The sequence below is a fragment of the Nocardiopsis sp. NPDC050513 genome (genome assembly GCF_044457925.1).
Taxonomy (GTDB): domain Bacteria; phylum Actinomycetota; class Actinomycetes; order Streptosporangiales; family Streptosporangiaceae; genus Nocardiopsis.
In genome coordinates this window covers 409697-423047 of sequence record NZ_JBITHK010000005.1, presented here as the reverse complement: position 1 = coordinate 423047, position 13351 = coordinate 409697, and the positions used below count along the sequence as shown (strand labels likewise).

The 13351-nt window shown below is 70.3% G+C and carries 12 protein-coding genes; 5 read left to right on the top strand and 7 right to left on the bottom strand.

All coding sequences use genetic code 11. From position 1 onward, the window contains the following. Positions 1-34: 34 nt before the first annotated feature. Positions 35-190, bottom strand: coding sequence for a hypothetical protein (locus ACIBFB_RS12170; protein ID WP_397229160.1), 156 nt, complete (start codon positions 188-190; stop codon positions 35-37). 339 nt (positions 191-529) lie between these two features. Here ACIBFB_RS12170 and dnaE point away from each other — a divergent pair, with 339 nt between their 5' ends. Together dnaE and ACIBFB_RS12160 are read left to right on the top strand one after the other, a co-directional pair. Then, the gene (dnaE, locus tag ACIBFB_RS12165) at positions 530-4093 is read left to right on the top strand and encodes a DNA polymerase III subunit alpha (RefSeq protein WP_397229158.1); all 3564 of its coding nucleotides are present in this window, start codon (positions 530-532) and stop codon (positions 4091-4093) included. A gap of 197 nt (positions 4094-4290) precedes the next feature. Next, positions 4291-5136, top strand: coding sequence for a PadR family transcriptional regulator (locus tag ACIBFB_RS12160; RefSeq protein WP_397229156.1), 846 nt, complete (start codon positions 4291-4293; stop codon positions 5134-5136). Positions 5137-5188: 52 nt separating this feature from the next. On the opposite strand, the gene ACIBFB_RS12155 is transcribed toward ACIBFB_RS12160, so the two are convergent. Further along, a complete protein-coding gene (locus ACIBFB_RS12155) occupies positions 5189-5476 on the bottom strand; it encodes a hypothetical protein (protein ID WP_397229154.1) in 288 nt (95 codons plus the stop codon). 109 nt (positions 5477-5585) lie between these two features. Between ACIBFB_RS12155 and ACIBFB_RS12150 the strand changes: the two genes are divergently transcribed. After that, positions 5586-6122, top strand: coding sequence for a CGNR zinc finger domain-containing protein (locus ACIBFB_RS12150; RefSeq protein WP_397229152.1), 537 nt, complete (start codon positions 5586-5588; stop codon positions 6120-6122). 108 nt (positions 6123-6230) lie between these two features. On the opposite strand, the gene ACIBFB_RS12145 is transcribed toward ACIBFB_RS12150, so the two are convergent. Then, positions 6231-6764 (bottom strand): DinB family protein, encoded by a 534-nt coding sequence (locus ACIBFB_RS12145; protein WP_397229150.1) that lies wholly within the window; start codon positions 6762-6764, stop codon positions 6231-6233. A gap of 78 nt (positions 6765-6842) precedes the next feature. Here ACIBFB_RS12145 and ACIBFB_RS12140 point away from each other — a divergent pair, with 78 nt between their 5' ends. Next, entirely contained in the window at positions 6843-7637 is a 795-nt protein-coding gene (locus tag ACIBFB_RS12140) for a hypothetical protein (RefSeq protein ID WP_397229148.1), read from the top strand. Positions 7638-7648: 11 nt separating this feature from the next. Here ACIBFB_RS12140 and ACIBFB_RS12135 read toward each other — a convergent pair whose 3' ends face one another. The 4 genes from ACIBFB_RS12135 to ACIBFB_RS12120 form a co-directional block, all read right to left on the bottom strand. Next, positions 7649-9517: an AMP-dependent synthetase/ligase gene (locus tag ACIBFB_RS12135; protein ID WP_397229146.1), complete on the bottom strand. Its 1869-nt coding sequence runs from the start codon at positions 9515-9517 to the stop codon at positions 7649-7651. A gap of 131 nt (positions 9518-9648) precedes the next feature. After that, positions 9649-10107 (bottom strand): Cys-tRNA(Pro) deacylase, encoded by a 459-nt coding sequence (gene ybaK / locus ACIBFB_RS12130; protein WP_397229273.1) that lies wholly within the window; start codon positions 10105-10107, stop codon positions 9649-9651. A gap of 154 nt (positions 10108-10261) precedes the next feature. Next, a complete protein-coding gene (locus ACIBFB_RS12125; protein WP_397229144.1) occupies positions 10262-11038 on the bottom strand; it encodes an LON peptidase substrate-binding domain-containing protein in 777 nt (258 codons plus the stop codon). 180 nt (positions 11039-11218) lie between these two features. Continuing rightward, positions 11219-11779, bottom strand: coding sequence for a ferritin (locus ACIBFB_RS12120; RefSeq protein ID WP_397229142.1), 561 nt, complete (start codon positions 11777-11779; stop codon positions 11219-11221). 249 nt (positions 11780-12028) lie between these two features. Between ACIBFB_RS12120 and hisD the strand changes: the two genes are divergently transcribed. Continuing rightward, positions 12029-13330, top strand: a complete 1302-nt coding sequence (hisD, locus tag ACIBFB_RS12115; protein WP_397229140.1) for a histidinol dehydrogenase — start codon at positions 12029-12031, stop codon at positions 13328-13330. Positions 13331-13351: the final 21 nt, after the last annotated feature.

The following is a 13351-nucleotide window of genomic DNA, read 5'->3' as shown; positions in this document are numbered from 1 at the left end:
GCGCCGCCCCCGGGTGTCCAAGGGCGGCGCTCACTTACTTTGAGCTGGGGGCGTCGGCGAAGCAGTTGGGCAGGGTGGCGCAGGTGTTGGTGCAGTCTTCGGAGGCTGCGGCAGTGGGGCTCTGCCACTGGGCCTCCGGGATGATGCGCACGTCGAGCTGGAACTCTCCGTAGATCTCGTTCTCCTGCATGACCTTCCTCTCCGTCGGGAGCCGGTGTCGACGATCCGGCCTTCCGCGCTCACTGATGCGGTCGGCGTCACAGAGACTGTTCCCAGGGGACGGGGTGGGAGACACGGGTGCGCTGCCCACAAGGGAGTCTGTGAGTGGGCGTCCGACATGCCCGGGTTCGCTGTGCCCGACTGTGGGTATCGCGGATCGCGTGTGACCAGGGAGAGTGACTGGTGGGCGGCTCGGAACGTGGAACACCGCCAGCAGTGGGTTATCCACAGGGCGCCCCGAGAGTCGTGGGACGGGCGTAGGCTCAGGAGTCATCACCCATCCGTCGACCCTCCTGGGGGCACCCGAGCCATGGCTGACTCCTTCACCCATCTGCACGTCCACACCGAGTACTCGATGCTGGACGGCGCCGCGAAACTCAAGCCCCTGTTCAAGGAGGCCTCGCGGTTGGGCATGCCGGCGGTCGCCATGACCGACCACGGCAACATGTTCGGAGCCTACGAGTTCTTCCAGCAGTCCAAGGGCACCGGTGTCAAGCCGATCATCGGCATCGAGGCCTACGTCGCTCCGGAGTCCCGCTTCCACAAGAAGCGCGTCTTCTGGGGCCGGGCCAGCGGCTCGGACGACGTCGCGGGCGAGGGCGGTAAGGACGTCTCCGGTGGTGGACGCTTCCTCCACATGACGATGCTCGCGCAGAACGAGGCCGGACTGCGCAACCTCTTCAAGATGTCCTCCCTCGCCTCCATCGAGGGCTACTACATGAAGCCCCGCATGGACCTCGAACTCATGGCCGAGCACAGCGAGGGCATCATCGTTAGCACCGGCTGCCCCTCCGGTGGCGTCCAGACCCGTCTGCGCCTGGGCCAGGAGAAGGAGGCGATCGCCTACGCCGCCCAGCTCCAGGACATCTTCGGTAGGGAGAACGTCTTCCTGGAGCTGATGGACCACGGCGTGGACATCGAGAAGGAGGTCCGCGACGGTCTGCTCAAGGTCGGCCGCGAGCTCAACATTCCGCCGTTGGTCACCAACGACTCCCACTACGTCTACGAGAACCAGTCCGCCGCGCACGACGCCCTGCTCGCGGTCGGCGTGGGCAAGAACCTCGATGACCCCACTCGCTTCCGGTTCAACGGCTCGGGCTACTACCTCAAGACCGGTGACGAGATGCGCGGCATCCTCAACTTCGACGAGTGGGCCCAGGGGTGCAAGAACACCCTGCTCATCGCCGAACGCATCGCCCCGGACGCCTACGACAACGTGTTCGCGCACCGGGACCTGATGCCCGCCTTCCCCATCCCCGAGGGGGAGACCGAGTCCTCCTGGCTGGCCAAGGAGATCGAGCGGCTGCTTCCGACCCGCTATCCGGACGGGGCCAGCGACGAGGTCCGCCAGCGGGTCGAGTACGAACTCGGCGTCATCAGTGAGATGGGCTTCCCGGCTTACTTCCTCGTGACCGCTGACATCTGCCAGTACGCCCGCAAGAACGGGATCGCGTTGGGCCCCGGCCGTGGCTCCGCAGCGGGGTCGATGGTCGCCTACATTCTGGGCATCACCGACCTGGACCCGGTCGCCCACGGCCTGTTGTTCGAGAGGTTCCTCAATCCCGAACGCGTGTCCATGCCCGATATCGACCTCGACTTCGACGAGCGTCGGCGCGGGGAGATGATCGAGTACGTCACCCGTCTGTACGGCGAGGAGCGCGTCGCGCAGATCCTGACCTTCGGCACCATCAAGGCCAAGGCCGCGATCAAGGACTCCACCCGTATCCTCGGCATGCCCTACTCGACCGGCGACCAGATCACCAAGGCGTTCCCCGCCCCGGTCGGCGGCAATGAGATTCCGCTCGACGCCGTGTACAACACCGAGCACGAGCGTTACCCGGAGACCACCGAGCTGCGCGGCCTCATCGACAGCGATCCGCAGGTCGCCAAGGTCATGGAGACCGCCCGCGGTATCGAGGGTCTGACCCGCGGCACCGGCGTCCACGCCGCAGGCGTCATCCTGTCCCGCGATCCGCTGCTCGACGTCATCCCTGTGCACAAGCGCGACACCGACGGCGCCATCATCACCGGCTTTCCCTACCCTCAGTGCGAGGCCATGGGTCTGCTCAAGATGGACTTCCTGGGTCTGCGCAACCTCACCATCATCGATGACGCGGTCAAGAGCATCAAGGAGTCCGAGGGAGTGGACATCAACATGTCCGACCTTCCCCTGGACGACAAGAAGACCTACGACCTGCTCTCGCGAGGCGACACTCTCGGCGTGTTCCAGCTGGACGGCGGCGCGATGCGCAACCTGCTCAAGCGGATGGAACCGAAGACCTTCGCTGACATCACGGCCGTGATCTCCCTGTACCGGCCGGGGCCGATGGCGGCCAACGCGCACAACGACTACGCCGACCGGTCGAACGGGCGCCAGGAGGTCACCCCGATCCACCCTGATCTCAAGGACGCGCTGGATCCGATCCTCGGTGAGACCTACCACCTGATCGTCTACCAAGAGCAGATCATGGCCATCGCCCAGCAGCTGGCCGGATACACGCTGGGCGGCGCGGACCTGATGCGTCGCGCCATGGGCAAGAAGAAGAAGGAGGCCCTGGAGGCGGAGGAGGCCAAGTTCTTCCCCGGCGCCAAAGAGCGCGGCTTCTCCCAGGAGGCCATCCAGGACCTGTGGGACGTCATGCTGCCCTTCGCCGGGTACGCGTTCAACAAGTCGCACGCCGCCGGATACGCCCTCGTCGCCTACTGGACCGCCTACCTCAAGGCCAACTACCCCGCCGCGTACATGGCCGCGCTGCTCACCTCGGTCAGCGATGACAAGGACAAGATGGCGGTCTACCTCGCCGAGTGCCGCGCCCAGGGCATCAAGGTCCTCCCCCCGGACGTCAACGACTCCGGTCTGCGCTTCACCCCGGTCGGCCGGGACATCCGCTTCGGGATGGGCGCGGTCCGCAACGTCGGCGCCAACGTCGTCAACTCGATCGTCAAGACCCGGACGGAGAAGGGCCGCTACACCTCCTTCACCGACTTCCTGTCCAAGATCGAACTGGCCGCCTGCAACAAGCGCGTCATCGAGTCCCTGATCAAGGCGGGCGCCTTCGACTCCCTGGGGCAGCCCCGCCGCGAGCTGTACCGGCACCACGAGACCGCTGTGGACGGCATGATCAGCTCCAAGAAACAGGAGGCGCACGGCCAGTTCGACCTGTTCGGCGGTGCCGACGAGGGCGGGGACTCCACGCCGATCGGCCTCAACATCCAGTGGGGCGACGAGGAGTGGGACCGCAAGACCAAGCTCGCCTTCGAGCGCGAGATGCTCGGCCTGTACGTGTCCAGCCACCCGCTGGCCGGGGCCGAACGCATCCTGGCCCGCTCGCGTGACACCTCGATCGCGCAGATCGTCGCCGGTGAGCAGGCCCGCGAACGCGGCGAGGTGCGCATTTCCGGCCTCATCTCCAAGGTGGACAAGCGCGTCAACAAGGCGGGCAACCAGTGGGCGATCGCCACGGTGGAGGACCTGGACGCCAGCATGGAGGTCCTGTTCTTCCCCAAGACCTATCCGCTGTACGTCGAGGCGCTGCTGGAGGACACCGCGGTCACGGTGAAAGGCCGCCTGAACGACCGCGACGGCACCTGGTCGATGTTCGCCTCGGAGATGTCGATCCTGGATATCTCCCACGTGTCCGACGGCGAGCCCCCGGTCCTGCTGACCGTGGACGAGAAGCGGCTCACGCCCGAACTCGTCACGGAGCTGCGCCAGGTGCTGGGCAGCCACAAGGGGGAGACCCCGGTCCGGATCCGTGTGGACAACGCGGTGCGGTCACGGATCTATGCCGTCGACCGGTACTCGGTGCGGATCTCACCGGAGTTCAACGGTGAGATGAAGAGCCTGCTGGGGGCGTACGCGGTCGACTACTGACGCCGTCGAACCCGGAGGGGTCCCGTGTGCCGATCGGCACACGGGACCCCTTTGTCGTGTCCTTACGGCCGAAGTGGTGTCGGCCGCTTGCGTGGACGAACTTAACGATATATCTTTGAGCTATCAGAATGAAGATTGACTATCGACACAGTATGCCGACAGTCGCTTCGTATCGCCCCGACGACGAAGGAGTATCCATGAGTGCCATGGCACTGCCCGGCCCCTGGTCCTGGGAGGGGCGCGGACGCCGCTTCCGCGGTCCCTGGTCCTGGCGGCCCACCGACACCCCGCGCGGCCACCACGACCACCACGAACGGCACGACCACCACGCCGGACACGACGACGGGGGACCCCACGCTCACCACCGCGCCGAGTTCGGCCACCGGCCGCCCGGTCCGCCCGAACCGCCCATCGTCCCGCCGGTCGGTCCCTGGGGGGGCGGCCCGTTCCCGCCCGGGGCCGGCGGCCCGTTCGGGGGCTTCGGTCCGCACGGAGGGGGTCACGGCTTCGGCCGCGGTGGACACCGCCGGGGCGGCCCTCGTGCCCGTCGGGGTGACGTGCGCACCGGCATCCTGCTGCTGCTCGCCGAGGAACCGCGCAGCGGATACGAGATCATCCGCGAGGGGCGCGAACGCAGCGGAGGCATGTGGCGGCCCAGCCCCGGGTCCGTCTACCCCATGCTCCAGCAGCTGGAGGACGAGGGCCTGGTCAGCCAGATCGAGGGGGAGGGGCGCCGCCGCCCCTACCAGCTCACCGAGGAGGGCGTCGCCCACCTGGAGGAGCACGGCGCCGACCTCACCCCGCCCTGGGAGGCGGGCGCCGACGCCTACGCCGACACCCGGTCGCGCTTCGAGGAGGTCAGCGCGCTCGCCTACCAGCTCAGCGCCGCCGCAGCCCAGGTCGCCCAGGCGGGCACCGACGACCAGGTGGAGCGGGCCAAGCGGCTCCTGAACGAGAGCAAGCGGGGCCTGTACCGGATCCTCGCCGAGGACGACGCCGCCGAGGAGGCGGGCGACGACACGGAGTCCGGCGCCGAGCTGTGACACACGACGGCGCCCGCGGACGGAGACTCCGTCCGCGGGCGCCGTCCGGCGTTCAGGAGCTGTGCAGCACCTCGGCGTGGCTCATCTCGCGGACCTCGGTGATCTGGCCGAAGAACGCGGCCGCCGCCTCGTCCGAGGGCATCTCCCCCGCGGCGCGTTCCGCGGTCTCGCGGGAGCCCCACAGGATGAGGTCGCCGATGCTGCCGTCGTCGAAGCGCACCAGACGCGCGCCGACGAACCCGTCGCCGTAGCGCTCCCTCAGGCGGTCGACGAGCTGGTCGCGACCCGCGGTCAGCGCCTCGGCGTCCTTGGTCTCGAAGCGAACGAACTCGAGTGTCATGGCGGACCGTCCTCATTGTCAGCAGCAGGTACGTCACGGATTCACTTTGGTAAATCCGTGACGCGACCGTATCACGGATTCAGGAATCGAAATCCGGTAGCTTGGGGGGATGACGCTGCGCGAGTTCTACGAGATGCCGTGGATCGGCCACGAACACCCCGTGTTCGACCTGACCAACACCGTCGTCATCGGGGCTGGCCCCGGGCGCGGCGACGTCGACTTCCTCGCCGATCCCGAGCTCACCGCGGCCTGGCGTGAACGGGCCGGGGACCGGGCGTTGGCACAGCAACCGCTCGGTGCGCTGCGCACGATCCGGGCGCCGCTACGCGCGGCCGTGGAGGCCCAGGCGAACGGAGAGCCGCTCCCGGGCCGGACCCGGGAGGAGCTCAACGGCCTGGCCGCGAGGGCCCCGGTGGCCCTGCGGCTCGATGCCGACGGCGACCTCCGCCACGAGGAGACGGTCCACGACGTCGGCGCCGCGCTGGCGCGCGAGGCACTCGTTCTGCTGGCAGGTGAGGGCCGAGGCCGGATCCGCCGTTGCGACGCGCCCAGTTGCGGCATGTACTTCCTGCGTACGCGCAGGGACCAGGCCTGGTGCTCGGTGGCCTGCGGGAACCGGGCGCGCGCCACCCGACGGCGCGTGTGAGGCGGGGACCGGCACGGGCGGGCCGGGCGCCGGCTGACCGCGCTGACACACGGGGCCGCCGGGGGGCTCTTCTCCCCCGGCGGCCCCGTCCGTGCGGCCCCGTGCGCCCTACACGCCGGTGGCGCCGTCGGCGAGCTCGCGCAACACGTCCAGATGCCCGTTGTGCCGGGCGGTCTCCTCGACCATGTGCAACAGGACCCACCGCAGCGTCGCCTGCGTCTGGGCGCTCCGCGCGGTCGTGCCCAACTCCAGCCGGGCCGTGATCTCCCGGGACCGGGCGCACTGGGCGTCGTACTCGTCCAGCAGCTCGTCCAACGGCCGTTCGGCGCCGATCCGGAACTCCGCGTCGGGATCATCCTCCGAATAGGGGGCGTCGTCGGGTTGGTTGATCATGATGGTCTCGAACCAGTACGCCTCCACCCAGCGCAGGTGCGACACGATGCCGCCCACCGTCATCAGCGGTGAGTTCGGCAGCGGGGCCGCGCCCGCCAGGTGCGGAGCCAGCCCGGCGCACTTGCGACGCACGGTCGCGCGGTGCCAGTCAAGCCAGGTCGTGAGCATCGTGCGCTCGTCGGCGGCTTTGGGCGGGTCCACCCGTGCGGGCAGGGGAGTCGTGGTCGCGCGGTCGGTGATGTCGCTCATGCGGGTATTCTCCTTCGGGCCGTGCCCCGCGGCCAGTCGATTTCCGGGGCGTCCGACGGGTCCGCGAGAAGGGGGATCATGACCGATCACAGGGGGTCGCGGCTGGGACGGCAGTTGCGCGTGGGCGCGTGCGTCCTGGCCGTCGTGGCGCTCGTCGGAGCCGCCCTGGGCCCGGTGTGGTGGCTCGCGGCCCCCGACCGAGCGGTGGGCACCGCACTGGGCGACGGCCAGGTCTTCACCGGCACGGCTCAGGAGGTGTTCGCGGGGGAGGGTTACTTCGCCCTCATCACCGCCGCCGCCGGGATGGTGACCGGATACGGCGCCTACATGGTCCAGTTCTCCCTGTCCCGGCGCCGGATCCAGGACCTGCGCCTGGTGTGCCTGGTCGGCGGCTTCCTGGGCGCGGTGGTCGCCACCGTCCTGACCTGGCAGATCGGGACGGCCCTCGACGCACCCCTGCACGAGGCCGTGGCCGGGGCCGCACGCGGGGAGTCCGTCCCCGTCGGCCTCCAGTTGCGCGCGACCGCGTTCCTGGTCGCCTGGCCCTTCGTGTTCGTCCTCCAGTACGCGCTGTGGGACGGGATCAGCCTCGTGCGCGGCGACCTGCCGGGCGTCCCCCGGCCGACACCGCCCCCCTACTCCGAGGCGGACGTCGCGGGCGTCCACGCCGCCGACGGTACGGAGTCCGCCTTCGCCGCACCGCTCCCGACGGGCGCGGGCGCCACCTCCGAGGAGCCCGTGACCGGTCACCCGGCCTCCGCCCACGACTCACCTGTCACCTCTGAGCCGTTCGCCACCGCCGACTCACCTGTCACCGACGGCACACCCGACCCGTCCGTCACCGCCGAGCCCGGCGAGCGCCCGGCGCCCTGAGATCACGCGCCTCACAGGCTCTGCACGGTGTCCTCGTACATCCCGTCCAGCAGGTCCCGGTACTTCTCCTCGATCGCCCGCCGCCGCATCTTCAGGCTCGGCGTGATCTCGCCCTCCTCCACGGACAGTTCGTTCGGCAGGATCGCGAACCGCTTCACCGTCTCGTGCCGGGGCAGGTCCCGGTTGAGCGTGTCGATGGCCTCCTGCACCAGCGCACGCACCGCCGGATCCCCGGTCAGCGCCGTGTAGTCGGTCCCGTCGCGTCCGTTGTCGGCGGCCCACGACCCGATCGCCTCGGGGTCCAGCGCCACGAGCGCCACGCAGTACGGCCGCCGGTCCCCGTGCACGACCAGGTTTCCCACGTAGGGGCACAGCGCCTTGAACCGGCCCTCGATGCCCTGCGGAGCCACGTACTTGCCGCCTGAGGTCTTGATCAGCTCCTTCTTGCGGTCGGTGATCCTGAGGCGCCCGTTCTCCAGGACGCCGATGTCACCGGTGGCGAACCAGCCGTCCTCGGTCAGCACCGCCTGGGTCGCTCCGGACAGGTTGTGGTAGCCGCGCATCACCCCGCCCCCGCGCAGCATCACCTCGCCGTCGTCGGCGATCCGCACCTCGGTGCCGGGCACCGGCAGCCCCACGGTTCCGAACCGCACGTCCCCGGGCCGGTTGACGAACGTCGCCCCGCTGCTCTCGGTGAGGCCGTACCCCTCGAGGATGGTGATCCCGGCGCCGTAGAAGAAACGGCCGATCTCCGGGGCCAGGGGAGCACTGCCCGACACGAAGAACCTGAGCCGACCGCCGAACCGCGCACGCAGCTTCGAGAACACCAGCCGGTCGGCGATCCGGTGCTGGACCGCCAGCACCCCCGCGGGCTCGCGACCCTCCTCGCGCCCGCGCGCGACGCGGTCACCCACGCCGACCGCCCACCGGAAGATCCGGTACCGGGCCGTCCCGCCCTCCTTGGCCTGCATCACCACGCGGTTGAACACCTTCTCGAAGATGCGCGGCGCGGCGGCCATGAACGTCGGCCGGACCACGGCCAGGTTGTCCACGATCCGGTCCATCCGACCGTCCACCGCGGTCCGGAAGCCGATGCGCAGCTGGCTCACCTGGATGACCTTGCCGAACACGTGCGCCAGCGGCAGCCACAGGTACTGCACGTCGTCCCCGGTCATCAGGGCGTGGCCCCGCTCGCGCAGCTCCTGGTCCATGGTGTGCAGGGCCTCGGCCTCGTACACCCAGTTGGCGTGGTCGAGACGGACCCCCTTGGGCCTGCCCGTGGTCCCCGAGGTGTAGATCAGGGTGGCCAGGTGCTCGGGCCGCGCGCTCGCCACCAGTTCGTCGAACAGCCCAGGGCGCTCGGCCGCCAACCGTGCGCCGCGCTCCTCCAGTTCGGCGAGCGTGATCACCCAGTCGTCGTCGCCTCCGGCCTCTCCCTCGAAGGCCACCACCCTGGACAGGCCGGGCATCTGCGCACGCTGCCGCCGGAGCTTGGCGACCTGTTCGTCGTCCTCGGCGAAGGCAACCATGCTGCCGGAGTCGGAGACGATGTAGGCGCAGTCGGGAGCGGTGCACGAGGGGTAGATCGTCGTGGTCGCGCCGCCCGCGCACAGCACGCCGAGGTCGGCCAGGATCCACTCGATCCTGGTGCTGGACGCGATCGCGCACCGGGCCTGGGAGGTCACCCCCAGCGAGTGCAGGCCCAGCGCGATGCGGCGGACGCGGTCGAGGGTCTGGGCCCAGCTCAGGGTCGCCCAGATCTCGCCGTCCCCCGAGGGGTCGGGGACGGGGTGGCTGAAGGCCTCGGCGTCACCGGACTCGGCGACGCGGGCGGTGAACATGGCGGAGATCGAGGGGAAGGGGGACGAACTGTTGTCCATGTCACAACGCTACCGCTGGGTAGAAGCTCCGGCAACGGTCCGTGGCCGACTGTGCGCGAGTCCACCAGTCCGTGTGGCGCAGGGGATGCGCACCCGTGCCCGCGGTCACTCCGCGCGTCCGGGGGAGGCGGTCAGGAGACGCCGATCGGGGCGGTGACCGCCTCCGTCAGCCGGATCAGATCAGCGGGCGCCAACTCCATCTGGAGACCTCTCCGCCCCGCCGACACGTACACCGACGGCAGTTCCGTCGCCGAGGCGTCGACCACCGTGCGCAACCGCCTGCGCTGGCCCAACGGGCTGATGCCGCCGCGCACGTACCCGGTGATCCTCTCCGCCCGGCCCGGGTCGGCCATCTTCGCCCGCTTCCCGCCCACCGCGGCGGCGAGGGCCTTCAGGTCCAGCGACGTGCTCACGGGCACCACCCCGACCGCGAACTCCCCGTCCACCTCCGCGACCAGCGTCTTGAAGACCCGCTCACGGGGGACCCCGAGCGCGTCCGCGGCGTCGGTCCCGTAGGAGTGCCCGTCGGAGTCGCCGTCCACCGCGTAGGGGTGCAGGGTGTAGGCGGTCCTGGCCCGCCCGGCGGCCACGGTCGCGGGTGTGCCCCGTCCACTCATGCCCGGGATCTCCTCAACTCTGGCGAACACTGACGGTCGCGGGCCCACGAGGCGCCTCGCGCACGGCGACCGCACCGGCCCGCACCAGCAGGCTAGCGCCGACCACCGCCCGGGCGACCCGCTCCGCCTAGTTGAAGCAGACGCCGTTGTTGAGGAAGGGGCCCGCGGGCAGGTTGGGCAGGGTGGGAGCGTCCACGATCCGGTTCTCCCGGCGCAGGAAGCGCGCGGCCACCGCCAGGCGCGTGGCGGCGTCCTCCGCCTCCAGCAGCCGCTGCTTCTCCGCCTGGTCGAGCACCATCGACGCGGCCACGGTGTAGGACAGCGCGATCGGGTCCTTGGGCAGCTCGGGGTGGGTCTCCGGCGCCATCCCGATGGCGGCCAGGCGCTCGCAGTAGGTGTCGTACAGCTCCCGGACCCGCTCGGCGTGCTCGTCGGCGTCCGGGCCCACGGCCTCGGGCAGGAACGCCACGGACGCGGTCGAGTACTCGTCGGGCGAGGACGGATCGACCTCGGACAGGTCGGTGACGGTGAACCGCGCACCGCCCTCGACGACCAGGTCGTAGCGCCCGTCCTGGTAGGTGCGCACGTCCCGCACCACGGCCGTGCAGCCCGTCCCGCTCACCCTCGGCAGGGTGACGTCCGAGCCGCCGGTGGTGGGGACGCCCGTGTCGGCGCCGCCCGAACCCTGGCCGGACTCGCTGGCCACCTCGTGGCCCAGTTCGATCCACACCACGCCGAAGCGGTGCGGACCGCCCCGGTGCGTCCCTCCCTCGCCCCCGGTCAGGGTCGGGCCCAGGAGTTCGGAGACGAGACGGCGGTAGCGCCGCTCGAACACGTGCAGGGGGACGCTCATACCGGGGAACAGCACGGTGTTGAGCGGAAAGATCGGCAGTGCCACGGGCATGGTTCCAGTATGCCCGCCGCGCCGCGACCGTCGCGTGGCGCACCCGCCGCGCCGGCCTCACGGACCGGCCCGACCGCGGGCGCGGCCCGGGAGGGCGTCCGGCCTCCCCCCGGGGCCGGACGCCCGTACCCGGGCCGTCCGAACGGGCCCGCCCCGGCTGAGTCCGGGGCCGGCCCGAGGTCAGGACACCGCGGGACCCGCCGTCTCGGGCGCGTCCTGGCTGCCGTGGTCCTCGCTGGGCATGTCGCGCGCCACGAAGGTCTCCACGTCGAAGAGGTTGCCGTCGGCGCGGTCGACCACGTTGAGCAGGGTCGACATCGTGGCGACCTCCTCCGTCTGCTCCTGGACGAACCACTGGAGGAACTGCTCGCCCGCGTAGTCGTCCTCGTCACGCGCGACCTTGGCCAGACGGTGGATCTGGTCGGTCACCTCGCGCTCCTGGCGCAGGGCGAGCGCCACCAGGTCGCGGGCGGTGGTGAAATCGGTCTCGATCGCGTTCACGCCGGGAAAGGTGAAGTCCACGTCGCTGTCGATCAGATAGCGCACGATCATCTGCGCGTGGTCGCGCTCTTCAAGTGACTGATCGTAGAAGACGCGCGCCAACTGCGGCAGGTCGTGGGTGTCGAACCACGCCGCGATAGCCACGTACTGGTGCGACGCGGTGAACTCGTGTCGTACCTGGTCAACCAGGAGACGGTGGAACTTGGAAAGACCGCTGTCGCCGCTCTTGCTCGAAGTCATGCCATCACGATAACGCATTCAAATGCATTTAGCGACACGCGGCAAAACGCCGTGGAATTTCTTAGGCAAGCCTTTCAGAACATAACTGAGGTTAGGTGTTCCAAAGTAAGGCGGCACTTCTTCGGGGCATGTGCGCGGGACTGGTCGCCGACGTCCCCGAACGCCGCGCCCCGCCCGTCGCGTACGTGTGCTGTCCAACATGCGGAACACGACACCCGCGGCCGCGGGGAAGCACCCTAGACTGGGGCCGTGATCAGTCGAATCGACCTCCGAGGCACCCAAGGCGACCCCCGCGCGGCGCTCCCGCGCGCGGAACTGGACGTGGCGGACGCGGCCGAGCGCGTCCGTCCCCTGTGCGAGGACGTGCGCCATCGCGGGACCGAGGCGCTGATCGAACTCACCGAACGCTTCGACGGCGTGCGCCTCACCGACATCCGGGTCCCCCGCGAGGCGGTCGACGCCGCCCTGGCCGACCTCGACCCCGCCGTGCGCGCCGCGCTGGAGGAGTCCATCCGCCGCGCCCGCAAGGTCCACCGCGACCAGCGCCGCACCGACCACACCACCCAGGTCGTGCCCGGCGGCACCGTCACGGAGAAGTGGATCCCGGTCGACCGCGTCGGCCTCTACGTCCCCGGCGGCCGCGCGGTGTACCCGTCCAGCGTCATCATGAACGTCGTCCCCGCCCAGGAGGCGGGCGTGGCCTCCCTGGCCGTCACCTCGCCGCCCCAGCGCGAGTTCGGCGGGCTGCCCCACCCGACCGTCCTCGCCGCCTGCGCCCTGCTCGGCGTCGACGAGGTCTACGCGGTCGGCGGCGCCCAGGCCGTGGCCATGTTCGCCTACGGAGCGGGGGGGTGCGCGCGCGCCGACATGGTCACCGGCCCCGGCAACATCTGGGTGGCCGCGGCCAAGCGCCTGCTCAAGGGCGTCATCGGCATCGACGCCGAGGCCGGGCCCACCGAGATCGCCGTCCTGGCCGACGCCACCGCCAACCCCGACTACGTGGCGGCCGACCTCATCAGCCAGGCCGAGCACGACGTCGTCGCCGCCTCCGTCCTGGTCACGCCGGACGAGGCCCTGGCCGACGCGGTCACCGAACGCCTGGCCGAGCGCGTCCCCGCCACCAAGCACGCGGACCGCGTGCGCGAGGCCCTCGGCGGCCCCCAGTCCGGCATCGTCCTGGTCGACGACGTCGAACACGGGCTCACCGTCGTGGACGCCTACGCGGCCGAGCACCTGGAGATCATGACCGCCGACGCCGACGCCGTCGCCGCCCGCGTGCGCAACGCCGGAGCGATCTTCGTCGGCGACCACTCGCCGGTCTCCCTCGGCGACTACGCCGCGGGGTCCAACCACGTCCTGCCCACCGGCGGGTGCGCCTGCCACAGCGGCGGTCTGAGCGTCCAGACCTTCCTGCGCGGCGTGCACGTCGTCTCCTACGACCGCGACGCGCTGGCCGAGGTCGCCCATCACGTCGTCACCCTGGCCAACGCCGAGGACCTGCCCGCGCACGGTGAGGCGATCACCGCCCGCACCGGCGACGGCGCGGCCTGAGGACCCGACGGACGATTCGAC

Coding starts and splice junctions, on each gene's coding strand:
- ACIBFB_RS12170 (WP_397229160.1), bottom strand. CDS start 190: ATGCAGGAGAACGAGATCTACGGAGAGTTCCAGCTCGACGTGCGCATC.
- dnaE (WP_397229158.1), top strand. CDS start 530: ATGGCTGACTCCTTCACCCATCTGCACGTCCACACCGAGTACTCGATG.
- ACIBFB_RS12160 (WP_397229156.1), top strand. CDS start 4,291: ATGAGTGCCATGGCACTGCCCGGCCCCTGGTCCTGGGAGGGGCGCGGA.
- ACIBFB_RS12155 (WP_397229154.1), bottom strand. CDS start 5,476: ATGACACTCGAGTTCGTTCGCTTCGAGACCAAGGACGCCGAGGCGCTG.
- ACIBFB_RS12150 (WP_397229152.1), top strand. CDS start 5,586: ATGACGCTGCGCGAGTTCTACGAGATGCCGTGGATCGGCCACGAACAC.
- ACIBFB_RS12145 (WP_397229150.1), bottom strand. CDS start 6,764: ATGAGCGACATCACCGACCGCGCGACCACGACTCCCCTGCCCGCACGG.
- ACIBFB_RS12140 (WP_397229148.1), top strand. CDS start 6,843: ATGACCGATCACAGGGGGTCGCGGCTGGGACGGCAGTTGCGCGTGGGC.
- ACIBFB_RS12135 (WP_397229146.1), bottom strand. CDS start 9,517: ATGGACAACAGTTCGTCCCCCTTCCCCTCGATCTCCGCCATGTTCACC.
- ACIBFB_RS12125 (WP_397229144.1), bottom strand. CDS start 11,038: ATGCCCGTGGCACTGCCGATCTTTCCGCTCAACACCGTGCTGTTCCCC.
- ACIBFB_RS12120 (WP_397229142.1), bottom strand. CDS start 11,779: ATGACTTCGAGCAAGAGCGGCGACAGCGGTCTTTCCAAGTTCCACCGT.